Below are 24,269 nucleotides of genomic sequence, written 5' to 3'. Positions count from 1 at the left end.
GATACGGGCTGGCCGATAAAGGCGGGAGGGGTGGGCCAGGGGGTGGAGCTGATCTCCCCCCTTGTGGGGGAGATGGCCGGCAGGCCAGAGGGGGGCGCTGTCCCGCTGACCTGACCGCGTTATTCGGATGGACTTCCAAGCCCGGTCACGGTGCCGATATGCTGGCAAACATTATCGATGTCGCGAATAACATCTTCGTTCCAGAACCGCAGAACGGTCCAGCCACCTTTCTCCAGCCGCGCAGTCCGTGCCTCATCGCCTGCGACGGCATCGGCTTCTCCGTGCTGAGACCCGTCGACCTCGACGACGAGCTTCTTCTGCGGGCAAGCGAAATCTACGATATATCCGGCGATCGGAAACTGGCGCCGGAAGCCTAGGCCCATCAACCGATGGGCGCGAAGCTCGTTCCAAAGCTTCAATTCGGCTACTGTCGTCACCTTGCGCATTGATCTGGCGTTGGCGCGGTGTTTTGGCGGCAGCGGCGTATGGGGCATTTGCATCGCTCGGTGATTGTTAAGGTTCGCGCTCTACGGCGCCCCCCTCTGTCCTGCCCGGACATCTCCCCCACGAGGGGGGAGATTGGCAGCTTCGACGCCTACCCCACAAACCCCACCCTTTTATGGCTCCCGTCACAAAACGGCTTGTTCGCCGAGTGCCCGCAACGGCAGAGGAACACCTTGGTCGTGCGCGCGATCGTATGTCCTGTCCCGGTGACGATCTCGGCATTCCCCTCGACCTTGAGCGGGCCGTTGACCGTGGGCGTCACCGCCAGCGGGCCATCCCGCGCCTCCAACACCTGCGCTTCCTTCAGCGGCGGCTCGCCGGTGGCGGTGAAGCCGGCCTTGATGTGGCTGTTGTCGCAGAACGGCTTGTTCTGCGACAGGCCGCAGCGGCAAAGCGTGGCGCGGAAGACGGTTTCGTCGCCCAGCACGATCTCGGCATGCACCGCCAGCGGGCCGTTTTCCCTCAACCGCACGGTGTTGACCACCGGCGGCTTCTCCTGCGGTCCGCCATCCTTTCTGGTGTAGGTGATGGCGCCGGACGGGCAGTTCTGCGCCAGCGCCACGACCTGCTCGACGCTCGCCGCCTCCGGGTGGATCCACTCGCCCGGCGCGTTGGGCACGAAGACATGCGGGTTGCCGAGCACGCAATTGCGCGAATGGATGCAGCGCTTGCCGCTGAAAGAAACGTCGATCTTCTCGCCTTCGACCGTGCCTGCCATCTGGGTGGGGTCTCCTGTTGGGTTGAGGCGAGGCTAGGGCGGGGGCGAGAGGGGCGTCAAGCGGGGCAAGTGCACAGCCTTGGACGACAAGGTTCCTCGCCCACGAAGCTGGGGAACCAAGCATGAGAAGTCGGCAGATGCGGCGCCCCGCTACTCCGCCAGATCGACCGTCTCGGTGGAATGCTCGGTGCAGATGAAGCAGCAGGTGTCGCAGGGCTGGTCGTTGTCGGGGCCGACGCCGGCGGTGACGGAATCGTCGCCGTTCACCCAGGCGCCCCAGCAGATGTGCTCGCCGGGCTCGCAGGAGATCGGCACGGATTTCCGCGCCTTCGGCCGGATGAGGAACACCTTGTCGTCGCCCGGCCAGACTTTCTGGCTGTCACGGCTGAACAGTTCCACCGCGACGCCATCCGAACGCTGGTTGCGCACGAACACCGACATGTCGGCGGCGAAAGCCGGGGTGGCGAGAAGGAGGAAGGCGAGCAGAGCGCGAATCATGGCGAGGTCCCCGATGGGAGTAGAGCACGGGTGGGTTGCGTAATCTCCCCCCTTGCGGGGGAGATGCCCGGCAGGGCAGAGGGGGGCGCGAAGGATCACAGCGCCACCAGATAAAGTTCTCGTCCCACGAAGTGCGGAGAGGTACCCAAGCTTTGAGACGCCGGCGGGACAGCGCCCCCCTCTGTCCTGCCGGACATCTCCCCCGCAAGGGGGGAGATCAGCAGCTTGCGCACCCCGCCCGTTCTGCAACGTTGGCAATGCGCGAGGCCGCGCCCTACCTCCTCACCACCACATGCGGCGCGAATGTCTTCACGGCATCCACCATCATCTCGCCGCGCACGTCGAGCGAGGAGATTTCCATATGCACGATGTTCCGGCCGAAGGGCATGATCCCGAAGGCGTTGGCGGAGGAATATCGGATTGCGTCGGGCGGCTCCTCGGTGAGCTCGAAATTGAGCATCGCCGCGCCCTTGCCGCCGGCGGCAAGGCGCACGCTCCGCACCTTGCTCCACGGCACCAGCACGTCGCCGGCGCGGGCATCGCGGAAACCCTGGCTATCCAGCACCACCTTGACCGAAGTGTCGAAGGCGCCGCGCGCGATGAATACGCCCAGCCCCAGGCAGGCGGCGCCGAGCAGCGTGATCCACAGCACATGCCCGCCATCCGCGCCGGAGGCCACGCCCTGCAGCGCGCCGAAGCAGAAGATGCCGCCAAGCAGGAACGGCCCGACCGCGGGCAGGATCTTTCCCGACGGGCTGTTGCGGATTTCCAGCGGCGCGGCCATTGCCTCGCGATTCAACGCTCCGCTTTCAGCAAAGTCCAGATCCAGCCGATGAAGGTCAGCACCAGGAACGGGTAGCCGAGCGCCGGCAGAGGCGCGGAGGTGGGCAAGAGCGGCGCGCCCCACAGGATCATGAGGACCGAGACGGCGAAGAGCAGAGCGGCGACGAAAGCCGTGAGCCGCATCCACAGCGCGAAATTGGCCTGCGCGCTGACCATGACCAGCCCCGCCGCCCAGAGCGCAATGCCGCCGGCATAGGAAGGCACGCTGGCCTGCAGGCCCGCCGCGTTGCCGGCCAGAAGCAGGCTTTCGCCGACAAGGAAAGTCAGGAAACCGGCTGCGACGAGGTCATTGCCGAGCCGCTGGTATTTCATCGTGAGCAGCGCACTCGCGACGACGATGCCGACGCCGTCGATCGTCCAGACCGTTTCGCGCAGCGCGTCGCTCGCAACGAACGTGCCCGCCATGCCAAAAGCGCCGCCGATGGCGAGGCCGATCGCGGCGACAAGATCGAGAGTGGCGCGCATGTGATAGGTTTCCCCGAGCCAGGGGAAGGATACGCCAAGGTGCGGCACTCGCAAAGGTCGGTTAGGAATTAGCTGACGTCTTGCGTAGGCGCATTCACGGGATGAAAATTTTCCTGTGGCCTAATTTATATCGTACAAATCGCTCAATTCGCTCTGAGCACGCTTTACTTCAGAAGAGGTATATTTTGGCTTGAGCTCAAGAACCCGTTGTCGCATTTCTGCACTCTCGCCGGATAGACCCTCTTCATCATATAAAAAAAGTATCGTTGAAATGAGCTCCAGTTCTTTAGCGCTCTTCCCAGAAAATCGATCCCAAACTTTATCAATAGACCTCCGCTCAACCAGAGGTAAATTTGCTGCGACAAATGCTTCCGTTCGCCCCGTTTCCGTAACAGAGTAACTATTTTCCTGAGAATTGTAGGATACTTTCACCAATCCCAGAGCATTAGCTATATCCAAATCCGCCGCTAGCGTGCTGGAAAACGGTCCATAGGTATAGAACGAGAAACGATAACCGAATGTCTTACCCGAAACAGACGAAAGTATGTGTACAAATTTCTGGACTGCCTTTTTCCCCAAACGTCCGCTTCTCCCCTGCCGTTCTGCTAAATAAGCGATCAGCGCGTACTGCCGGGAAGTTCCCACAATGTCATCCTTGCAAAACGATAGACGGAATTTTGGCTCTTAGCGATTCGGCTGCGGATGATGCCACATAAAGCCGCTTTTGGTTAAGGGGCCTTAAAGATTTTACCACGCCCGATAACTCGAGGAGAGGTCTTGTGGTCACAAGTCCACCGTTTTCGACCCGAACGGGGATATCAGCTGCGAAGGACTTGTTTTCCTCCCAGACATAACTCCGCGTGCTATCGACTTCCGCCCGGACCCTATCAAAACGATCAAATGCTTTCGCGGCTAACTCCTCATTTTCGAACGATTCGCTGGTGTGATACACAAGACGGTAGTGGTTACGAGTACGAAGCATTTCTCCATGCTCGCCGCCACCCCCATTCGACAAAAGGCCCTGCACCTTCCAGTCATCCCATTTTACATACTTTTGAATATCCGCCTGCGACGTTGGTCTTGGAAAACAACCTTTCTTGCTAAGCATCTCCGCTAAAGCGTTTTGATAGTGGAAATCATATATAACTCGTGTTTTATGGAAATAAACATTATGAAACATCATGTATCTTGCGATCAGAAGCCCCTCCACTGAGTGCAAGCCATCTTCCTTAATCCCGACCGAAAGAGACCCATCTTCAGGATCTTCGCAAATGCATATTGTATTAAGTAAACGATCAAATTCATAATGCCCATATCTTACTCCACAATAGTAGGAGTCTCTCAGTAGATAATCCATACGGTCAGCATCCATGCGACCCGAAATAATATCCTTGCAAAGCGCTCCCATCGGATTTGGGGGAGACTTCTCTATAAGGCCTGTGATTTCAGGGAGAGTAATGCTTCGAGATGCAATATCCTTGTGATTTTTTATGAGTGGGAAAATTAGATATTCAAATATTTTGGACGAATACTCTTCATGCTGAAACAGGACCGCTTTGTCGCCTCCCTTCGCAGACCTTTTAACGGGGAAGAGGCCCTCTCCCGCGTGGGAAAAAGGCGAATGGCCTAAATCATGGACCAGCGCGGCCAATCGAATAATGATCCGCTGCCGTTCGGCGACACCGTCAGTCAAGCCGAACGCACTTTGCAATATGTCCTTGCTGCTTTTATCAGTTACCAGCGCATCAAAAGCTCTTGAAGCAGTGTGCATGACTCCAAGTGTATGTTGAAATCTTGTATGCATTGCGCCAGGATAAACATAGTCTGTCCAAGACAGCTGCCGAATTCGTCTAAGCCTTTGAAACTCGTTCGAGTTTATTAAGTCACGCTCAAGACTGGAAAACGGAATCATCCCGTGAATGGGGTCGCGTATTTCAAATTCGCGTGTTTCCATTTAGTAGACTCGATTTTCGACGCCAGCAGTCGATATCAAAATGATCTTTCCTGCAACTCATTTCATAGTTGCGATCTATATAGGTCAATAATTAACTGGCAGAAGTTACGGTCGAGCACTTGCCGGGCGGATTCCTTGGCGCGCCCCGCACCACCTTCCCCTCAATCCCGCCTCTTCAACGCCTGGATGAACGCCACCTGTGGAATATCCGCCTTGCCGAACTGACGCATCCGGTTCTGCACGCCTCGGCTCGTCCAAAAGCTCCCCACTCGCGTCAAAATTTGAGAACAAATCAAGAATTCTGTATATATTAGAAGGTGCGAATCGAAACAAGGAGGGCGCCTCCATGCCAGCATTCGGTATCTCTGCGTTTTTGCGCATCGTCCACATGAATGCGCGGCCACAGCTAACTGAATTGTATCGAAGATCAACGCCGAAAAAAGGCGGGTATGATTTTCACAATAGCCTTCGTCGACTTTCTCAGCTGCTAATGTCCGGGGAGTCATTAGAGAATGTTTTAGCGGCTGCCATGACAATTGTGCAGCCGCCTGAGAGACAGTCGGCTCAGCTCGGTCTGCGGCGGCTCGCAACTTGGAGAGCTCAAAATCCAGGTGCTATCTTGGACATTGCCCCCGTAACTGTGCAAAGCCCTGAGGCGCGGTTTTCCGTCACCTTCACTCCAAATTTTGGCCTTCGGATTGCAGACAGTTTTGTCGCAATACATGTTTGGAACACGGTAAAGCCACGTCTCGAAGAGCGATTGGTTCGAGCGATTCTATCGTCATTCCAACCTGCCTATCGGGCCACGGCTAGCTCACCGGACGATATCGCAGTTCTGTGCTTGCGCACTATGAGGCCCATCCGTCTTGGCGATGCCTCGGATGTTGCAGGGCTAGGTCAACTAATCTTCGCAAACATAGACAGTATTTTTCGGGATATCGCCGCGACACGCGAAGGCCCTCGGCCTGCCTCGGAAGATCGTCCGACACCGCCGCCCGGAGAGTAATCTCTACCGCGCAGCTTCAGCGTCGCGCTGGCGGGGGCCGCTGCCTGCCGGCAGCTCCCCCGCTTTCGAAGCCTGCCATCGATTCACCGGATCGATGGCTTGGCGCGCTGCGCGCGCCGACCGGCTTCTCAATCCCCCATCTTCAAGGCCTGGATAAACGCCTCCTGCGGGATATCCACCTTGCCGAACTGGCGCATCCGCTTCTTGCCCTCTTTCTGCTTGTCGAGCAGCTTGCGCTTGCGGGTCACGTCGCCGCCATAGCATTTGGCGGTGACGTCCTTGCGCAGCGCCGAGATGGTCTCGCGGGCGATGACCTTGCCGCCGATTGCCGCCTGGATCGGGATCTTGAACAGATGGTGCGGGATCAGCTCCTTCAGCTTCTCGCACATGGCGCGGCCGCGCTTTTCCGCCGCCGTGCGGTGCACCAGCATCGACAGCGCGTCGACCGGCTCCTCGTTGACCAGGATCGACATCTTGACCAGGTCGCCCTCGCGATAGTCGGTCAGGTGATAGTCGAAGGAGGCGTAGCCCTTGGAGATCGACTTCAGCCGGTCGTAGAAATCGAAGACCACTTCGTTGAGCGGCAAATCGTAGGTCAGCATGGCGCGTTTTCCGACATAGGAGAGATCGGCCTGGATGCCGCGCCTGTCCTGGCAGAGCTTCAGGATGCCGCCGAGATAGTCGTCGGGGGTGAGGATTGTGGCGCGGATCCACGGCTCCTCGATCGAGGCGATCTTGACCACGTCGGGCATGTCGGCCGGGTTGTGCAGTTCCTTCACCGAACCGTCATTGAGGTTCAGGCGGTAGACGACGCTCGGCGCCGTGGCGATGAGGTCGAGGTTGAACTCGCGCTCCAGCCGCTCCTGGATGATCTCCAGATGCAGCAGGCCAAGGAAGCCGCAGCGATAGCCGAAGCCGAGCGCGGCGCTGGTTTCCATCTCGTAGGAAAAGCTCGCATCGTTGAGACGCAATTTGCCGACGGCGGCGCGCAGATCCTCGAAATCGGCGGCGTCGACCGGGAACAGGCCGCAGAACACCACCGGCTGCGCCGGCTTGAAGCCAGGCAGCGCATGCGCGGTCTGGCGCTTGTCCTCGGTGATGGTGTCGCCGACGCGGGTATCGGCCACTTCCTTGATCGAGCCGGTGAAGAAGCCGAACTCGCCGGGGCCGAGCTCATCGACATTGATACGGGCCGGCGTGAAGACGCCGGTGCGCTCGACGAGATATTTGGCGCCGGTGCCCATCATGCGGATGGTCTGGCCCTTCTTGAGCACGCCGTCGATGATGCGCACCAGAACGATGACGCCGAGATAGGCGTCGTACCAGCTGTCGACCAGCATGGCCTTCAGCGGGGCGTTGATGTCGCCCTCGCGCGGCGGCGGCAGCTGGTGGACGATCGCCTCCAGCACGTCCGGCACGCCAAGCCCGGTCTTGGCCGAGATCAGCACCGCGTTGGAGGCGTCGAGGCCGATCACCTCCTCGACCTGCTCGCGGATGCGCTCGGGCTCGGCCGCCGGCAGGTCGACCTTGTTCAGCACCACGACGATCTCGTGGTTGTTGTCGATGGCCTGGTAGACATTGGCCAGCGTCTGCGCCTCGACGCCCTGGCTGGCGTCGACCACCAGCAGCGAGCCCTCGCAGGCGGCGAGCGAACGCGACACCTCATAGGCGAAGTCTACATGGCCGGGCGTGTCGATGAGGTTGAGGATATAGTCCTCGCCATTGTTGGCGCGGTATTTCAGCCGCACCGTCTGCGCCTTGATGGTGATGCCGCGCTCGCGCTCGATGTCCATGCTATCGAGCACCTGTTCCTTCATGTCGCGCGCCTCCAGCCCACCGGTGAGCTGGATCAGCCGGTCGGCAAGAGTGGATTTGCCATGGTCGATGTGGGCGACGATGGAGAAATTGCGGATGTGGTCGAGGGGCGTCGTCATGCGGCGCGCTTTAGCAGGGGCAGGGTTGAGGGGCAAGCGGTGGGACTTTTTCCTTCTCCCGTTCGCGGGGAGAAGGGAAGCGCCCCAATCACAAACCGGTGAAGCTGTAACGAACCTCTCCACCCCGGCGAAATGGGAGCATGACCCGCCGTAACGGAGACTGCTTCCCATGACCGGATCGACAACAAGGACCGCCCTGCTCGCCGGGGTGATGCTCGCCGCCACGCTCGGCGCCGCTTCGGCGCAGCCGCTCACCGTGGTCGAGCTGTTCACCAGCCAGGGCTGCTCGTCCTGCCCGCCGGCCAACGCCAACCTGATCAAGGTCAAGGACCAGCCGGGCGTGCTGGCGCTGTCGTTCAACGTCACCTACTGGGACTATCTCGGCTGGAAGGATACGTTCGGCCGCAAGGAGTTCACCGATCGCCAGGTGACCTACGAGCCGTCGCTCGGCCGGGACGGACCGTTCACGCCGCAAGTGGTGGTGAACGGCAGGCGCGACGGCGTGGGCGCGGCGCCCGGCGAGATCCAGAGCCTGATTGCCAAGGGCGGCCACACCCAGGGTCCGGAGCTTTCGCTCGACAAGGCCAAGGTCAGCATCGGCGCCGGCAAGGCGCCGGGCGGCGGCGCCGACATCTGGCTGGTGCGTTACACGAGAGGCGTCGTCGAGGTGCCGGTGGCGCGCGGCGAGAACACCGGCCGCACCCTGCCGCACGCCAATGTCGTGCATGTGCTGACGAAGCTCGGCAGCTGGAACGGCGAGGCCACCACGCTGCCGCTGCCGGCCGCCACCGGCGGCTTGAACACCGCGGTGCTGGTGCAGGCGCCAGGCGGCGGACCGATCCTGGCCGCGGCCGCCAACTGATCTCTTTTTCCCTACGCGCGGGGCCGCATGACAGCGGCAACGCATAACCCGGCCCGCTTCCGCGCGCCAAAACCCAAGGAGACTATCATGACCAAATATCTGACCCTGCCGGCACTCGCCTTCGCGCTTTCCGCTGCCGTCTTCGTCGCCGGCGCCCGCGCCGACGACACGACCAATGCGATGGCGACCGACGCCATGAAGCCGGCGACGGATGCCATGAAGCCGGCCGATGCCATGAAGCCCGACGCGATGAGCACCGAGGCGATGAAGCCGGCTACCACCGACGCGATGAAACCGGCCACGGATGCCATGAAGCCGGCGGATGCGATGAAGCCGGCACAGTAAGCCGCGTAGGATAGCGCAGCCCCGCTCCGAGACGGAGCGGGGGGGCGCCGTCGGCCGTAAGCCGCCGCACGGCAAAGTGAGAACCTCCCGGCGGCTTCGTTCGTATATACTGGGGCAACAGCAAGGAGATCAGGACATGAACGGCATCGAGACAAGGGCCGCGCGGCGATCGCCATTTTTCGCACGCGGCGCGGTTGCAGCGCTTGGCCTTGCGGCAGTCGCGGCGGCCGTCTTCTGGCAGAGCCCGGCCCGCTCGGCCGAGGACGCGGTGGTGATCCCGCCGCCGGCGATGGATGAGAAGGCGGCGAGCGGCACCGAGAAGGCGATCTTCGCCGGCGGCTGCTTCTGGGGCGTGCAGGGCGTGTTCCAGCACGTCAAGGGCGTGAGCAAGGCCGTTTCCGGCTATACCGGCGGCAGCGCCGAAAACGCCGTCTATGAAGTCGTCGGCACCGGCCGCACGGGCCACGCCGAATCCGTCGAGATCACCTACGACCCGGCGAAAGTCACCTACGGCCAGCTTTTGCAGGTGTATTTCTCGGTCGCGCACAATCCGACGCAGCTCAACTACCAGGGTCCGGATTCAGGCACGCAGTACCGTTCGACGATCTTCGCCGAGAATGACGAGCAGAAGAAGGTCGCCGAGAGCTACATCGACCAGCTCGACAAGGCCAAGGTGTTCGGCAAGCCGATCGTCACCACGCTCGAAACCGGCAAGACCTTCTACCCGGCCGAGGATTACCATCAGGACTTCCTGACGCTGAACCCGACCTATCCCTATATCGTCTACAACGACCTGCCCAAGATCGAGAATTTGAAGTCGCTGTTCCCGCAGCTTTTCAGCGAGAAGCCTGTGCTCGTGCTGGCCTCCAGCAAGAGCTGACGAAACGCCGGCCGGGTTCCGTAGCGCAGGGATTTCGATCGTCGGGTAAATGTCCGCGTGGGGCGGATGGCATGCCTTGGCGATTGGCCGAAACGCCCATCGCGATCGTCATCCACGGGCGGAGCAAGGAGCGAAGCGACGCGCGCAGACCCGAGGATCCATTCCGTGACGTCCGAGCGCTGCTACGGTGCAGAATTCTGCTCCGCTGCGCTCTTCGATCAAAGTCACGGAATGGATTCCAGGGTCTGCGCGACGCCGCTTCGCGGCTGCTCCGCCCTGGAATGACGAGGCTGGGAGGCTTCCGCCAATCCCCAGCGTTTGTGCCGACTTCACGGAAAGGAACGGTGAGGCCCCGATGGCAACCTCGCTGCTCGCACTTTCCTGGAATTGCTCCAGGCCGGTCTTGATGGATCCGCGAAAACCATCCGCCCTTTGTTTTGCTGGCAAACAGAACATAGTGTGAAGCAGTTCATAGAATTATACTTGACACTGCAGAACATTGACATCCGATCTTCTGCCGTCCCATAATCATCGCCGTCACCTTTCGAACATTCTGTTTCAACTGATCCGGGACCCTGTTTCCGGGGCGGATTCTTGTTGGCTGCCTTGATGAGCGGACATGCCGGCCGCGCGCTTTGGGAACAACAACAGATGGGGAGGAACGACAGATGGCCATCGACATAAAAGTCTCCGTCTACACCAATGGCGACGACGCCTTCGTCGCCTGGGCGCCCAGCGACTTCATCGCCGGATGTCGGGGCTTCCTTCTGGAGCGCGGCCGCAAGGCCGGCGCGACCGAGAAGATCGAGCCCGTCGAGAACCGCGTCGGCTTCACCAAGGACAAGCCGAAATCGGGCGACCACCGGCCGTCGGACGTGTGGCCGTTCCAGCGCTTCAACTGGACCGACCATGCGGCCGATGTCGGCAATGTGGTGCGCTACCGGGTGACCGCGATGATGAGCGCCGGCCCCGGCAAGCCGCTGACCAAGGGCGTGTCGAGCGACTGGACGGACTGGCATACGCTCGCCACCGACGCCGGCGGCGGCTTTTCCTGCTACTTCAACCGCGGCCTGGTGCTGTCGCAATTCGTCGCCCGCTACATGGCCAAGAACAAGCTCTCGCCGGCGGCCTTCAAGAAGAGCCTGCAGACCAATGGCGACGCAAAGTTCCGCGCTTTCCTGGAAGGCGATCTGGGGCTGCGCATGGTCGGGCTGACGCAAGGCGCCGGCGACGAACTGCATGCGGCACTCTACGAACTCGGCGACGCGACGCTGGAGACCGCGCTGATCGGGCTCGGGCCGCGGCTCCATCTCATCCTCGCCAACGGCTCCGACAAAAGCGGCGACGGCAACAAGGACGCGCGCAAGAACCTCAACGACCACGGCATCGCGACCATCGACCGGATGCTGAAATCGAAAGGCCTCGGCCACAACAAGTTCGTCGTGGTGTCGCAAGACGGCGAGCCGAAGCAGGTGTGGACGGGCAGCACCAACTGGAGCACGACCGGCCTCTGCACGCAGGTCAACAACGGCCTGCTGATCGAGGACGCGGCGGTGGCGGAGCATTTCCGCAAGCATTGGGACCTGCTCAAGGATGCCTCGCCGCCGAAGACCGACCCGGCCAATTTCACGCCGGCGCTGATGACGGACAACAACGCGCCGAAAACCTTCACGGTCGGTACCGCCAAGGCGACCGTCTGGTTCACCCGCACCTCCGACGGAGCCGACATGGCGGCGCTGCGCGATGTGATCACATCGGCCAGGCAGGCCGTGCTGTTCCTGATGTTCACGCCGGGCAAGCAGGGGCTGCATATGCTGGCCGGCCAGCGCGCCAGGGAAAAGGGCATGTATGTGCGTGGCGTGGTCTCGACGCTGAGCGCGAACGAGGGCGGCACCGAACAGAATTTCCTCGACATCGACCTGGTGAGCAGCGACCGGAAATTCACGCCCGACCGCTACGCGGTGGCGCAGCCGCAAGGCCTCGACGCGCCGCTCGGGCCATGGATCGCCGAGGTCAACCGGCGGACCTTCCTGTCGCAGATCGGCCACGCCATCGTGCATTCGAAGATCCTGGTGACCGACCCGCATTCAAACGACTGCGTGGTGGTGACCGGCAGCCACAATTTCTCGGCGCCGGCGAGCGAGAAGAACGACGAGAACCTGGTGATCGTGCGCGGCCACAGGAAGCTTGCCGCCGCCTATGCCACATACGCAATGTCGGTCTACAGCCACTACCGCTACCGGTCCTACATCCGTGAGATGCGGGCGCTGGGCAGGACGCCGTGGAGCTACCTCGACGACGACGATCAATGGCTGAAGACCGAGCTCAGGACCAAGGCGCAGGAGATCGCGTTCTGGACGGCGCAGACCTGATTTCCTTCGCCCCGTTTACGGGGAGAAGGTGCCCGAAGGGCGGATGAGGGGCAGCACCGGCGTAGGAATTTGGCGCCCCATCGCTTTGCCTGACAAGGTCAGCGCCGCCCCTCATTGCCCCTGCCTTGCATTTCTCGCCGTAAACGGGGAGAAAGAACCTCCTCCCTGTCCAGAACTGTCAGCAACGGCGTCGATTCATGGTTGCACCGGGCGGCATCCGACCTATATCAGGTGACCTTTTCCAGCCGGCCATATTTCAGCATGTCATCCATCATCTCGATCTCCGGTGTCACGAAAACCTATGCCACCGGCTTCAAGGCGCTGAAGGAAATCAATCTCGACATCGAGCGCGGCGAGATCTTCGCGCTGCTCGGGCCGAATGGCGCCGGCAAGACGACGCTGATCTCGATCGTCTGCGGCATCGTCAACCGTTCCTCCGGCAGCGTCAGCGTCGACGGCCACGACATCGGCAAGGATTATCGCGCGGCGCGCAGCCTGATCGGGCTGGTGCCGCAGGAGCTGACCATCGACGCCTTCGAGACGGTCTGGGCGACGGTGAACTACAGCCGCGGCCTGTTCGGCAAGGCGCCCAACGCGGCCTTCGTCGAAAAAGTGCTGCGCGACCTCTCGCTGTGGGACAAGAAGGACTCGAAAGCGATCACTCTGTCGGGCGGCATGAAGCGCCGGTTGATGATCGCCAAGGCGCTGTCGCACGAGCCGCGCGTGCTGTTCCTCGACGAGCCGACCGCGGGCGTCGACGTCGAACTGCGCCAGGACATGTGGGCGATGGTGCGGCGCCTGCGCGAAGACGGCGTCACCATCATCCTCACCACGCATTACATCGAAGAGGCCGAAGCGATGGCCGACCGCGTCGGCGTCATCAACAAGGGCGAGATCATCCTGGTCGAAGGCAAGGCCGAACTGATGCGCAAGCTCGGTCGCAAGCAGATGAAACTGGAACTGCGCGCGCCGCTTGCCGCCGTTCCGGACGGGCTTTCCCACTATTCATTGGAGCTGTCGGACGACGGCAACCAGCTCACCTACACCTATGACAACCAGAGCGACCGTCCGGGCGTCGCCTCGCTGATCCGCGACCTCGAGGCGGCCGGCATCCAGTTCCGCGATCTCGACACCAAGAACAGCTCGCTCGAAGAGATCTTCGTCAATCTTCTGAGGCAAGAGCCATGAACCTGCGCGCTGCCCCTAATTTTCGTGCGGTATGGGCGATCTACCGGGTGGAGATGGCGCGCGCCTTCCGCACGGTGCTGCAGAGCATCATCTCGCCGGTCATCTCGACATCGCTCTATTTCGTCGTCTTCGGCTCGGCGATCGGCTCGCGCATCAACGAGATCGACGGCATCGCCTACGGCGCCTTCATCGTGCCGGGCCTGATGATGCTGTCGCTGCTGACGCAATCGATCTCCAACGCCTCCTTCGCCATCTATTTCCCGAAATTCGTCGGCTCGATCTACGAGCTTTTGTCGGCCCCGGTCTCCTATCTGGAGATCATCATCGCCTATGTCGGGGGCGCCGCGACCAAGTCGATCATCCTCGGCCTGATCATCCTGGCCACCGCGGCACTGTTCGTGCCGCTCAGGATCGAGCATCCATTCTGGATGATCGCCTTCCTGGTGCTGACGGCGGTGACCTTCAGCCTGTTCGGCTTCATCATCGGCATCTGGGCAAAGACCTTCGAGCAACTGCAGCTGGTGCCGCTGCTGATCGTCACGCCGCTCACCTTCCTCGGCGGCAGCTTCTATTCGATCCACATGCTGCCGGGCATCTGGAAGACGATCACGCTGTTCAATCCGGTCGTCTACCTGATCAGCGGGTTCCGCTGGAGTTTTTACGGCAAGGCTGATGTCTCGGTCGGCGTCAGCCTCGGCATGACGCTGATGTTCCTGGCCATCTGCATCGCGATCGTGGCGTGGATCTTCAAGACGGGCTACCGGTTGAGGAACTGACGGACTTTCAGTTCCTCGCCCCACGAAGCGGCGGCGAGGAAAATACAGCCTCCTTCAAATCGCCTTCAGCAGGCGCAGCAGCCCCAGCATTTCCACGAAAGTTCCTTTGCGGAACGCGATATAGGTCGGCTCCTCGACGCCGTGGAAACGGCGTTTGAACGCGGCCTGGCCCTGCAGGTTGAAGCGCGAGCGGTTGACCCAGGGCGAGTTGTAGGCGCGCTGGAAGGCCCCGCGCCAGAAGCTCGATTCGGCGAAACCGCTCGGCTCGATGTCGAGCAGCGGCGAGAGACCGAGCGTCACCTCGGAGATGCCTTCCTCGCGAAAGCGGTCGACGGCGAATTTGGTCAAGCCGATTTCGGCATGCGGCGTCGCGTCGACCTGCTTGCGCTTGAAGGAAGTGGTGTAGCCGACCACCTTGCCGTCGCGGAACAGCGGGTCGAAATCGAGAATGGCGAGAAGCCGGCCTTCGGGGCTGTGCAGGAGGAAGCGGCGCATGTCGGCGCCGAGCTCTTCGGAAAAGCGGCGGTTGAGGAAACCCATCTCCCAGCGCTTGATGATGCGCTCCTTGCGCCAGTCGGCGGAAAGCTGTTTGATCTCCTCGAGCAGCCTGTCGCCCTTGTCCTCGGCGAGGGTAAAACCCTTCTTGGTCAGCCAGCGCTCGGAATAGCGCACGGTTTCGTTGCGCTTGCCGGAAAAATCATGCGCCGGCAAAAGCAGCCTGGTGTCGATGCCGAGGCGATTGACCTGGTAGCCGAGGCCGGCCAGCACCTTGGCGGTGTCGGCGCCGACCTGGACGAACCACGGGCCGCCGGCGGCCTCGACGAAGCGCTTGATATAGGCCGGGCGGTCGGCCGGGTCGGCCACCGGATCGCCCAGCGCGAAATGGCGGCTCATCTTGGTGCCGAACGCTATGTAGCCGTCGCCATCGCTGAAATAGGACAGTTTCTGCTGCACGGCCGTGGAGTAGGCGAGCGAGAAATCGCCATGGCGGCGCACCAGCGCCAGGCGTTCGGCATCCGTCAACTCGCGCCGCGGAACCTTGGGCGCCACGGCGTCGAGAAGCCTGTCGAAATAGATGCGCAGGGGCGCCATGAGCTCCGCATGCCAAGAATGGATGACCTGCCGCCCTCAGGTCGCGAATCGCTGGCGACCGCTGCCGGCCACGTCGCGCCAGCGCGATATAGGATGCAATTGGCGGCGAATGAAGGGCAAACGTCCGAAAGCGTCCAGTATCGTCCATCGACCGCGCGAAACGCGCCATGCGCGCGTCGGTTTTGGCGCAATCCTCGGCGTCGCGCAACCGGGCGTGACGCGTAGCGTGGCGCTGCTTGCTCGCGTCTCTCACCAAGCCCGGCCCCTTCGGCGCGCGGCGAGGTTGCCTACCTGCACGCCTATGACAGCGATGCGGCGACGATCGGCTTTACGAGTCGATCGGCTTCCGCCCGAGGAACAGGATGAACATGGCAATGCTTCAATGCGCCGGATGACGGAAGGGGGAGGATTTCGGATCGATCGAAATCCTCCCTCTCGAGGTCACACCGCGATCTTGCCGCCGCCCTGCTTCGTAATCGCGACGACCGACGGCCTTACCGGCATGTCCGGCTTGAAGTCCGGCCAGCGGGTCGACGGGTCTTCGTAATGGGACGGACGGCCAAAGCCTTCCCAGTCCTCGCCGCCGTCGCCCGGATGCTGGACGGCGACGAAAGCCGTCTGGTCGTCAGGCGCGAACAGCGGGCCGCACATCTCGGCGCCGATCGGCACGCGGAAGAACAGTTTCGACGTTGCCCGCGCGTCACCCTCGGTATCGACCGCCCACAGGCCGTCGGTGCGGCCGGTGGCCTTCGGACCCTGGCCGTCGGTGGCGACCCACAGGCGCCCGGCGGAATCGACGGCGCAATTGTCCGGCATGCCGAACCAGCCATGGGCGGTGGTCGCGGTGGAGAAGGTGGCGCCGACATCGGCCACCGACGGATCGCCACATTTCAACAGCACCTCCCATTTGCCCTTGGTCGCGGCGAAATCGCCGCCTTCCTCGACGATCTCGATGATGTGGCCGAAGGCGTTGCCAGCGCGCGGATTGGCGGCGTCGACCTGCTCGGCCTTGCGCTTGGTGTTGTTGGTCAGCATGACGTAGACCTTGCCGTTGCCGGCATTGGGCTGGATGTCCTCCGGCCGGTCCATCTTGGTGGCGCCGAGCAGGTCGGCGGCGCGCCGCGTCTCGATGAGAACGTCGGCCTGGGAAGCAAAACCGTTCTCCGCCGTCAGCGGGCCTTCACCGAAAACGATCGGGATCCATTCGACCGAACCGTCCTCGGCGAACTTCGCCACATGCAGCGTGCCGTCGTCGAGCAGGTCCATGTTGGCCGCGCGGTCATCGGGATTGAACTTACCGGCGGTGACGAATTTGTAGACATAGTCGAAGCGTTCGTCGTCGCCGAGATAGAAGACGACGCGGCCGTCCCTGGCGACGATCGACTCGGCGCCCTCATGCTTGAAGCGGCCCATGGCGGTGCGCTTCCTCGGCACCGACGCCGGATCGTTGACGTCGACCTCGACGATCCAGCCGAACCGATTGGGCTCGTTCGGCTCCTTGGCGAGGTTGAAGCGGTCGTAATGCGCGCCCCACTCATAGGCGCCTTCCGGAATGCCAAGGCGCTTGTAGTTGGCGGCCTCCCTGTGGCCTTCCGGCAATTCGCCCGAGAAATAGCCGTGGATGTTCTCCTCGGCCATCACATAGGTGCCCCAGGGCGTGACGCCGCCGGCGCAGTTGTTGACGGTACCGATGACCTTCGCGCCGGACGGGTCGGCATTGGTCTTGACGCGATCGTGGCCGGCGACCGGGCCGGACAGCGCCATCTCGGTGGTGGACATGATGCGGCGGTTGAGCTTGCCGTCGCGCACGACCTGCCACTTGCCGCCTTGCTTGCGGATTTCGACGATTGTGCCGCCATGTGCGGCCATCTCGACATCGACCTGCTCCTTCGAGAGCGGCGCCACCTCGGCGGCCTTCTTGCCGTCCTTCTCGACGATCGAGACGATGCCGGGGAACATCAGATGCGGGTTGGTGTATTCGTGATTGACGACCAGCAAGCCGTGCTCGGCGGAGCCATCGATCGGGATATAGCCGACATAGTCGTTGTTGTAGCCGAACTGCCTGGCCTGGGCTTCGGCCGATTGTTTTGCCGGATCGAACTCCGGCGAGTCGGCGAACAGCGGATCGCCCCAGCGCAACAGCACGTCGGCGTCATAGCCCGGCGCGACATGGTGCTTGTCGTCGATGCCGGCCTCGAGCTCGTCGAACTTGAAAGCCGAAGCCTCTGCGGCGCGCGCCTCGTCGGCGGCGATCAGCGCCAGCGGGCTGACGGTGGCGGCAATGGCCGAGACGGCCAGCGAGCCCATGAGAAAGCCGCGGCGCGAGAAACGCGCGGCGATGATCTCGCCCATGGTGCGGTTGTCGGTCGGGTTGACGGGCGGGCCGTCATTTTCCTCGAGCTGGCTGGTGCGGAAGCGGGTCTCAGGGGTCACGGTCATGGGATTCCTCGGCTTCTTGAGGTGGCTGGGATTTTGACCTTTCGACCCCTAAAGCGCGCCGATCACATTTTCGTGACATGGCTTCGACGTACCCCTCGGTGATTGGCGAAGTCGTCGATGTCGGCCCGCGGCTTTCGCCCTATCCTCCATCACCCGGCTTGACGGTCTCGCCCGCTTCGGAAACAAGGGCTGCGGCCGGCGTGGCGACGGCGCTTCAAGAAGGGGACGACAGGTGAGTTTCTGGGGACTGGGGCAGCTCGGCATTTCGACGGTGATGTTCCTGCTGGCGGCGATGGCGGCCAAGCATTGGGGGATGGCGCCGAGCCTGGCCAAGCTCTTTTTGACCCTGGCGCTCTACACGGCTGGCAATCTGATCATGCTGCGGCTGGTGCGCGAATTCGGCATGTCGGTGTCGTTCAGCCTGTCAGCGGTGATCCAGCTTGTCGCGGTCAATGTCGTGGCGCTCGCCTTCTTCGGCGAGCGGCTCAACGGTTTGCAAGCGACCGGCATGGTGCTGGCGATCGCCGCCGTCGCGCTGATCACGCTTGGGCCCTATATCCAACGGCTGTAGCTGGACCCAAGGCCCGAATGAAATCGACCGCCAACGCGCTGCTTAACAAAATGGAATTCCCGGTGCTGCTGGCCGGGCTGGTGATTGCCGGCGGTCTATGGGGCCTGGTGGAGCTCATTGAGGTGGCGCGCGCCACCACGCCACATGCCTTCGACACGGAAATCCTGCTTGCCTTCCGCCATGCCGGGCAGCCGGACAGTCCAATCGGTCCACCCTGGCTCGAAGGCGCGGTGCGCGACGTCACCGCGCTGGGCAGCACCGCTGTGCTGGTGCTGATCACGACGGCGACGATCGTCTATCTGCTCTTGATCCGCAGACCCTTGACCGCTCTGTTCATGTTCGCGGCCGTGGCGGGTGGGCAAGTGCTTTCCAGCCTGCTCAAATTCGAGGTCGACCGGCCGCGCCCCGATCTCGTCTCGCATCTCGTCACCGAGACTTCGCTCTCGTTCCCCAGCGGCCACGCGATGCTGTCGGCGGTGACCTATCTGACCCTCGGCTCGCTGGCCGCCCGCTTCCTGCCGGACCGCAGGACGAAAGTCTTCGTGCTTGGCCTTGCCGTGCTCACCACGGTGCTGATCGGCGCCAGCCGCGTCTATCTTGGCGTGCACTGGCCGTCCGACGTGCTTGCCGGCTGGTGCGCGGGCTTCGCATGGGCCATGCTGTGCTGGCTTGCGGCACGCCTGGTGCAGCGACGCAAGGTTGTTACGGATAGCGAATAACCAATGTTTCATCTATGCCAAATGAGGGTTGAAACATCAGGATGTTTATATTATCCATTGACACCGCAGACTCAGACATAGGTTCTGGCCGATGATCACTGCTGCGCAGATGCGCGCCGCAAGAGCGTTGGCCGGTATCGACCAGCGAACGCTCGCCGAGCGCGCCGGAGTTTCGCTTCCGACGATACAGCGTATGGAGGCGAGCGAGGGCGTCGTGCGAGGCGTCGTCGACACGCTGATGAAGGTCATCCAGGCCCTCGATGAGGTCGGGGTGGAATTGATCGGCGAGAACCAGACCAGCGAACGCGGCGGCAGGGGCGTACGCCTCAAGGCCATCGTGGCGCAGAACCCGCAGGGCTGAGCCGCAACTGCATCCGCCCCCGGAAACCGTAGCCGGTTTCGGGCAGCGCGATGCAGCGTCGCAACGGTTATCGCGACGGCGACCGCCGACATGCAGCCGACGATCCCGCCGCCCTGTGGAGCGGAAGCAGTTCATGGATCGGGCGCGGCGGGCAATTCACCATCAGGCGCGGCCGACGTTCGCCGAGCTGTTCACGCCAAAGCTGGTGACCGTGCTGCGCGAGGGCTACCACCTCAGGCAGCTGAGGGCCGATGTAATCGCCGGCCTGACGGTCGCCATCGTGGCTCTGCCGCTGTCGATGGCGATCGCGATCGCCTCGCATGTCGGGCCGGAGCGCGGTTTGTTCACGGCGATCATCGGCGGCTTCATCGTCGGCGCGCTTGGCGGCAGCCGGTTCCAGATCGGCGGGCCCGCCGGCGCCTTCATCGTGGTCGTGGCCTCGACGGTCGACCGGCACGGCGTCGACGGACTGATCCTGGCGATGCTCATGGCCGGTGTCTTGCTGATCGCGGCCGGGTATCTGAGGCTCGGCGCTTATGTGAAGTTCATCCCCTATCCGGTAACGGTCGGCTTCACAGCCGGCATCGCCGTCATCATCCTGTCCAGCCAGTTGCACGACCTGTTCGGCCTGACGCTGCCGGGCAAGGAGCCAGGCGACCCGCTGCCGCGGCTTATCGCGCTCGGCAAGGCTGCCGGGACAGCAAATCCGGCGGCCATTGCCGTCGCCGCGCTGACGATAGGGATCATCGTGGCCTTGAAGCGCTGGCGGCCCTCCTGGCCGGGCCTACTGATCGCGGTCGCCGCGGCGTCGCTGGCCGCGACGGCTCTTGGTCTTCCCGTGGAGACGATCGGCACGCAATTCGGCGGCATTCCGCGGATGTTGCCGGACCCGACTCTACCGCCGCTCGATGCGCAGAAGCTCATCTCCGTGGTACCCGATGCAATTTCCTTCGCCCTGCTGGGAGCGATCGAGTCGCTGCTTTCCGCCGTGGTCGCGGACGGTATGACCGGCCGACGGCACCGCTCCAACTGCGAACTGGTAGCACAGGGCATCGCCAATATCGGCTCGGCGCTCTTCGGCGGGATCTGCGTGACCGGACTGATCGCGCGCACGGCAACCAACATCCGCGCCGGCGCGCATGGACCGTTGTCGGGAATATTCCATTCCGCCTTCCTGCTGCTGTTCATGCTGGTGGCTGCGCCGCTTGCCAGCTATATCCCGCTGGCGGCGCTTGCCGGGGTGCTGGCCACGGTGGCCTGGAACATGGTGGAGAAGCCAGCCTTCCTGGCGCTGATCCGATCGTCCTGGGGCGACGCCCTGGTGCTTCTGGTCACCTTCGGACTTGTCATCTTCCGCGACCTCACCACCGGCATCGTGATCGGCTTCGCGCTGGGCGCGCTGCTGTTCATCGGGCGGATGGCACGTTCGGTCGAGGTGGAGGCGCACGTCCCGTCGGTGACGGACGACCGCGCCGACGACGCAAATGGCGGGCGCGTTGCCTATGACCTCGCCGCCGCCACCGATCCGGACACCGTCATCTACCGCATCTCCGGCGCCTTCTTCTTCGGCGCTGCGGCAACGGTTGCCGCGGTGCTGGACCGTATCGCCGACCAGCGCAGGAACTTCATCCTCGATTGCACGGCGGTGCCCTTCCTCGATTCGACCGCGGCAAACGTCATCGAAAGCACCGTGCGCAAGGCCAGGCGCGCCGGAGGACGCTTCATTATCGCGGGCGCCTCGTCGCAAGTCAGGCGCACGCTGATAAGCCATGGCGTCAAGCGACCGCTGGTGACCTATGCCGCCTCGATCCGTGACGCGCGGGCGCAACTGGGCGGAAAAGCGGCGACGGCGTAGGCCCCTTGCTCAAACGGTCGCTTCGATCGGCTCGGCAAGCTTCGGATTGGCGCGCGCGGCGATCAGGCAGCCGGCGACGATGAGGCATGCCCCTGTCAGCGTGGTCCAGGCCACCGTCTCGCCGAAGAAGAACCAGCCAAGCGCGATCGCCCAGATGAAGGCCGAGTATTCGGTCGGGATCAGATATTGCGCCTCGGCACGGGCGTAGGACCAGCTCATCAAAAATTGCCCGGCGAGCGACAGCAGCGCCACCGCGCCCAAAGGAAGCCAGAGATCGCTCGGCAGCGCAACCGCGAGCCAGGGTGCTGCGAGACCGAGGATGATCGCGACGAACAGGTTCTGGAACAGCATGATCTCGACCGGCCTGGCCAGCAGCGCCTGTTGCCGGGAGAGGATCAGATTGTAGGCGTAGAACACCGTCGATACGAGCACCGCGGCCGTGCCAAGCAGGGCATCTTGCGAATGGCTTGCCGCCCCGAATTTGCCGGCCAGCATGATCGCGACGCCCGCCATGCCGGCCAGCGACGCCCAGACCGCCTGCCGCCTTATGCGTTCGCCCAGCAACAATGCCGCGAGGAAAAGCGCAAACAGCGGCGCGACGAAGCTGAGCCCGATCGCCTCGGCGAGCGGCAGCCTCGCCAGACCCCAGAAGAACAAGACCAGGACGATACCGACAATCGCGGCGCGCAAGGCATGCAGGCCCAGCACCGGAAGGGTCGGCTTCGAGCGCGACCCTGCCGACCAGGCGGCGCCCGCGACCAACGTGGCGACCAGGCTGCGCCACAGCAGCGTGTTGTAGACGCCGACCGCGAGGGCCAGGGACTTCATGGCCGCATCCATGCCGGAGAGCAGGAAGATCGCCAGAGCGCATATGAACACGGGGATCATCGGCGAAACGGCGCCGGTCGGGCTGGATGTCTTCACGGCTTCGCTCAGATGACGGATGGGAGCCGGATAGTGCGGAGCAAGCGGCGAAACCAGATGGCAGCCGCCACCGACATGGCGGTCCAATCGCGATTGGCGAGGCGAAAAATCGCCTCGCCGCTGAGTGCCGAGATGCGAAACGCTGTCCCGCCGGCGGTTCAAGGCTTCTCCGCCGCGACGTGCTCAATCCAGTGACTGCGCCACGACCTCGCCTTCGCCCATCAGCGGCACGAAGATCTTTTTGCCGTCGGTGCCGATGTCGGCGCTGCCGGGCTTGAAGTGCGCCACCGCTTCCGGCGCGCCGCCTGTTTTGTAGCTGTAAAGCGTGCCGGTCATGTAGGCCGTGGCGTAGATGGTGTCGCCAATGGCGATGACACCGTCGAGGTCGGCGAATTCTTGAGCGCCCGCCAGCGGCGTGACCTTCTTCGTGGCGAGGTCGACCGACAGCAGGCCGCCCGGCTCGGCGGTGCTGAAATCGGTCTTGTCGATGCCCTTGCCCCAGGACGCGACGATCAGCCTGCCGCCATCGGCGAATACGCCATTGGGCGAGGCGAGCAGCGCGTCCTTGACGAACAATTCCGGCCTGTCGCCGTCGATGCGATAGATCGTGTCGGCCAGCATGTCGCTGACATAGACCTTGCCGGCGCTGTCCTGCGTCATGTCGTTGAGGAACACGGCGCCCGGCACGTCGATTGTCTCGACCAGTTTGCCGCTGGCGAGGTCGACGACGCGCACCTTGGTGATGTCGGCGGCGTAGAGCCTGCCACTGGCGATCGCCATGCCCTTGGGCGCGTCCATGCCGTCCACCCAGTGGCGAGCGATGACCTTGCCGTCCATCGACAGAAGCGACAGGTAGCCATTGCCGTCCGCGTCGCCGGGATTGCCGGCGATGTTGGAGACGACGATGCGGTTGTGGGCGGCATCGACAAGCGCGGATTCCGGCTGCTGGAAGCCGGTGGCGCGCCAGAGTTCGCCGGCCTGCGCGGCGGACACGGCGATCGTTGCGACGATGGTTGAGGCGATGAGACGTTTCATGGGTGCTCTCCTGTAATGACGACGGAGAGCTAGGATTTTCGATACTTTCCTGGAAGTCGGAACAAGACTAGTATCGTTTTTCGATACCAAATCGGATGAACGAGGCGCATTCCATGAACGGTCCGATCTTCGAGGCGCTGAAACGGACGCTGAGGGCCAAGGGCCTGACCTACCGGACGCTGGCCGAACGCATGGGCATTTCCGAGCCGACGGTGAAGCGCATCTTCCACGAGCGGAACTGCAAGCTCGACCGGCTGATGGAGATCTGCGCGGCCGCCGATGTCGAGCTGGAGAACGTGCTCGGCGCGATGAACCGGGGACCGGGCCCGGCCAACCGCGTCGGGCCGGAGATCGAGCGCCGCCTGGCGGCACGGCCGGCGCTGCTCTTCGTCTTCATCATGCTGTCGGAGAAATTCACGGCCGAAGGCATCATGCGCTCGCAGGGCCTGAGCGAAGCTTCGATGTTCCTCTACCTGCGCGATCTCGAGGAGCTCGGGTTGGTGGCGCTGGGGCGCGGCCTGTCGGCAAGGCTGCTCGTCGACACGCCGATCCAGTGGGATTTCGAGGGACCGCTGAAGCCGCATTTCGAGATGACCAACAAGAATTTCGTCGGCTGGGCGCTCGGCCATATGGAGCAGGGCGCGACCTTCATCAGCTTTTCCAGGCGGATGCGGCCGCAAACGGCGGAGATGCTGCGGCGCGAGGCCGAGGAGCTCGCCGAACGCGCCAGGCTGCTTGCCCACCACGACCAGCACACCACGCCGGAGGACCAGCTCACCGGCTACAAATGGACCTTTGCTTTCGGCGCGACGCCCTTTCCGGCGATCATGCCGATCGGGCCGCATCCGCGCGATGCGGGAGCGCGAGCGGCGAAGGAGAAACGGGCGCTGCCGGCGTAGCTCTCCCTCTTCTCCCCTTGCAGGAGAAA

At 62.8% G+C, this 24,269-nt stretch carries 23 protein-coding genes; 11 read left to right on the top strand and 12 right to left on the bottom strand.

Annotation, left to right across the window (positions count from 1 at the left end):
• Positions 1-119 precede the first annotated feature (119 nt).
• The 8 genes from FJW10_RS26320 to lepA form a co-directional block, all read right to left on the bottom strand.
• A complete protein-coding gene (locus FJW10_RS26320; protein WP_140902253.1) occupies positions 120-494 on the bottom strand; it encodes an endonuclease domain-containing protein in 375 nt (124 codons plus the stop codon).
• A gap of 101 nt (positions 495-595) precedes the next feature.
• A complete protein-coding gene (locus FJW10_RS26315; RefSeq protein ID WP_140834737.1) occupies positions 596-1,222 on the bottom strand; it encodes a CDGSH iron-sulfur domain-containing protein in 627 nt (208 codons plus the stop codon).
• Positions 1,223-1,372: 150 nt separating this feature from the next.
• Positions 1,373-1,720 carry a hypothetical protein gene (locus FJW10_RS26310; RefSeq protein ID WP_140834738.1) on the bottom strand — a complete coding sequence of 116 codons (348 nt, stop codon included), beginning with the start codon at positions 1,718-1,720 and terminating at the stop codon, positions 1,373-1,375.
• 274 nt (positions 1,721-1,994) lie between these two features.
• Complete coding sequence (locus tag FJW10_RS30575; protein WP_181177671.1) at positions 1,995-2,519, bottom strand: hypothetical protein; 525 nt, start codon at positions 2,517-2,519, stop codon at positions 1,995-1,997.
• On the bottom strand, positions 2,516-3,028 hold the full coding sequence (locus tag FJW10_RS30570; RefSeq protein ID WP_181177670.1) for a hypothetical protein: 513 nt from the start codon (positions 3,026-3,028) through the stop codon (positions 2,516-2,518). Before FJW10_RS30570 ends, FJW10_RS30575 begins: the two co-directional genes overlap by 4 nt.
• 120 nt (positions 3,029-3,148) lie before the next feature.
• Positions 3,149-3,673: a hypothetical protein gene (locus FJW10_RS26295; RefSeq protein ID WP_140902251.1), complete on the bottom strand. Its 525-nt coding sequence runs from the start codon at positions 3,671-3,673 to the stop codon at positions 3,149-3,151.
• 4 nt (positions 3,674-3,677) lie between these two features.
• Positions 3,678-4,982: an HD domain-containing protein gene (locus tag FJW10_RS26290; protein ID WP_140902250.1), complete on the bottom strand. Its 1,305-nt coding sequence runs from the start codon at positions 4,980-4,982 to the stop codon at positions 3,678-3,680.
• A 1,134-nt stretch (positions 4,983-6,116) separates the two neighbouring features.
• On the bottom strand, positions 6,117-7,922 hold the full coding sequence (gene lepA, locus FJW10_RS26280; protein WP_140902248.1) for a translation elongation factor 4: 1,806 nt from the start codon (positions 7,920-7,922) through the stop codon (positions 6,117-6,119).
• A gap of 169 nt (positions 7,923-8,091) precedes the next feature.
• Between lepA and FJW10_RS26275 the strand changes: the two genes are divergently transcribed.
• The 6 genes from FJW10_RS26275 to FJW10_RS26250 all read left to right on the top strand — a co-directional run bounded on the left by FJW10_RS26275 (position 8,092) and on the right by FJW10_RS26250 (position 14,345).
• Complete coding sequence (locus FJW10_RS26275; protein WP_140902247.1) at positions 8,092-8,784, top strand: DUF1223 domain-containing protein; 693 nt, start codon at positions 8,092-8,094, stop codon at positions 8,782-8,784.
• A gap of 87 nt (positions 8,785-8,871) precedes the next feature.
• Positions 8,872-9,129: a hypothetical protein gene (locus FJW10_RS26270; protein ID WP_140902246.1), complete on the top strand. Its 258-nt coding sequence runs from the start codon at positions 8,872-8,874 to the stop codon at positions 9,127-9,129.
• 136 nt (positions 9,130-9,265) lie between these two features.
• Positions 9,266-10,009, top strand: coding sequence for a peptide-methionine (S)-S-oxide reductase MsrA (gene msrA, locus FJW10_RS26265; RefSeq protein ID WP_140902245.1), 744 nt, complete (start codon positions 9,266-9,268; stop codon positions 10,007-10,009).
• 668 nt (positions 10,010-10,677) lie between these two features.
• On the top strand, positions 10,678-12,381 hold the full coding sequence (locus FJW10_RS26260; protein ID WP_140902244.1) for a phospholipase D-like domain-containing protein: 1,704 nt from the start codon (positions 10,678-10,680) through the stop codon (positions 12,379-12,381).
• A 261-nt stretch (positions 12,382-12,642) separates the two neighbouring features.
• Positions 12,643-13,569, top strand: a complete 927-nt coding sequence (locus tag FJW10_RS26255; protein WP_140645889.1) for an ABC transporter ATP-binding protein — start codon at positions 12,643-12,645, stop codon at positions 13,567-13,569.
• Complete coding sequence (locus FJW10_RS26250; RefSeq protein WP_140709343.1) at positions 13,566-14,345, top strand: ABC transporter permease; 780 nt, start codon at positions 13,566-13,568, stop codon at positions 14,343-14,345. The genes FJW10_RS26255 and FJW10_RS26250 overlap by 4 nt, the downstream gene beginning before the upstream one ends.
• A gap of 54 nt (positions 14,346-14,399) precedes the next feature.
• Here FJW10_RS26250 and FJW10_RS26245 read toward each other — a convergent pair whose 3' ends face one another.
• Both FJW10_RS26245 and FJW10_RS26240 read right to left on the bottom strand, forming a co-directional pair.
• The gene (locus FJW10_RS26245; protein ID WP_140902243.1) at positions 14,400-15,437 is read right to left on the bottom strand and encodes a phosphatidylglycerol lysyltransferase domain-containing protein; all 1,038 of its coding nucleotides are present in this window, start codon (positions 15,435-15,437) and stop codon (positions 14,400-14,402) included.
• Positions 15,438-15,878: 441 nt separating this feature from the next.
• Positions 15,879-17,876 carry a PhoX family phosphatase gene (locus FJW10_RS26240; protein ID WP_140902242.1) on the bottom strand — a complete coding sequence of 666 codons (1,998 nt, stop codon included), beginning with the start codon at positions 17,874-17,876 and terminating at the stop codon, positions 15,879-15,881.
• A 232-nt stretch (positions 17,877-18,108) separates the two neighbouring features.
• On the opposite strand from FJW10_RS26240, the gene FJW10_RS26235 reads away from it, so the two are divergent.
• The 4 genes from FJW10_RS26235 (at position 18,109) to FJW10_RS26220 (ending at position 21,382) form a co-directional block, all read left to right on the top strand.
• Positions 18,109-18,447 (top strand): hypothetical protein, encoded by a 339-nt coding sequence (locus tag FJW10_RS26235; RefSeq protein WP_140834750.1) that lies wholly within the window; start codon positions 18,109-18,111, stop codon positions 18,445-18,447.
• 17 nt (positions 18,448-18,464) lie between these two features.
• Positions 18,465-19,166, top strand: a complete 702-nt coding sequence (locus FJW10_RS26230; protein ID WP_140834751.1) for a phosphatase PAP2 family protein — start codon at positions 18,465-18,467, stop codon at positions 19,164-19,166.
• A 91-nt stretch (positions 19,167-19,257) separates the two neighbouring features.
• A complete protein-coding gene (locus tag FJW10_RS26225; RefSeq protein ID WP_067328683.1) occupies positions 19,258-19,527 on the top strand; it encodes a helix-turn-helix transcriptional regulator in 270 nt (89 codons plus the stop codon).
• Positions 19,528-19,660: 133 nt separating this feature from the next.
• On the top strand, positions 19,661-21,382 hold the full coding sequence (locus FJW10_RS26220; protein ID WP_140902241.1) for a SulP family inorganic anion transporter: 1,722 nt from the start codon (positions 19,661-19,663) through the stop codon (positions 21,380-21,382).
• A gap of 9 nt (positions 21,383-21,391) precedes the next feature.
• Here FJW10_RS26220 and FJW10_RS26215 read toward each other — a convergent pair whose 3' ends face one another.
• Positions 21,392-22,318 (bottom strand): DMT family transporter, encoded by a 927-nt coding sequence (locus tag FJW10_RS26215; RefSeq protein WP_140902254.1) that lies wholly within the window; start codon positions 22,316-22,318, stop codon positions 21,392-21,394.
• 171 nt (positions 22,319-22,489) lie between these two features.
• The gene (locus FJW10_RS26210; protein WP_140902240.1) at positions 22,490-23,341 is read right to left on the bottom strand and encodes an ATP/GTP-binding protein; all 852 of its coding nucleotides are present in this window, start codon (positions 23,339-23,341) and stop codon (positions 22,490-22,492) included.
• 113 nt (positions 23,342-23,454) lie between these two features.
• Here FJW10_RS26210 and FJW10_RS26205 point away from each other — a divergent pair, with 113 nt between their 5' ends.
• Positions 23,455-24,240, top strand: a complete 786-nt coding sequence (locus tag FJW10_RS26205; protein WP_140902239.1) for a helix-turn-helix transcriptional regulator — start codon at positions 23,455-23,457, stop codon at positions 24,238-24,240.
• Positions 24,241-24,269 lie beyond the last annotated feature (29 nt).

Origin of the sequence: Mesorhizobium sp. B4-1-1 (assembly GCF_006439375.1) — a bacterium.
Taxonomy (GTDB): Bacteria; Pseudomonadota; Alphaproteobacteria; order Rhizobiales; family Rhizobiaceae; genus Mesorhizobium.
The sequence above is the reverse complement of the archived record's forward strand: the minus strand, read 5'-3'. Positions and strand labels throughout refer to the sequence as shown.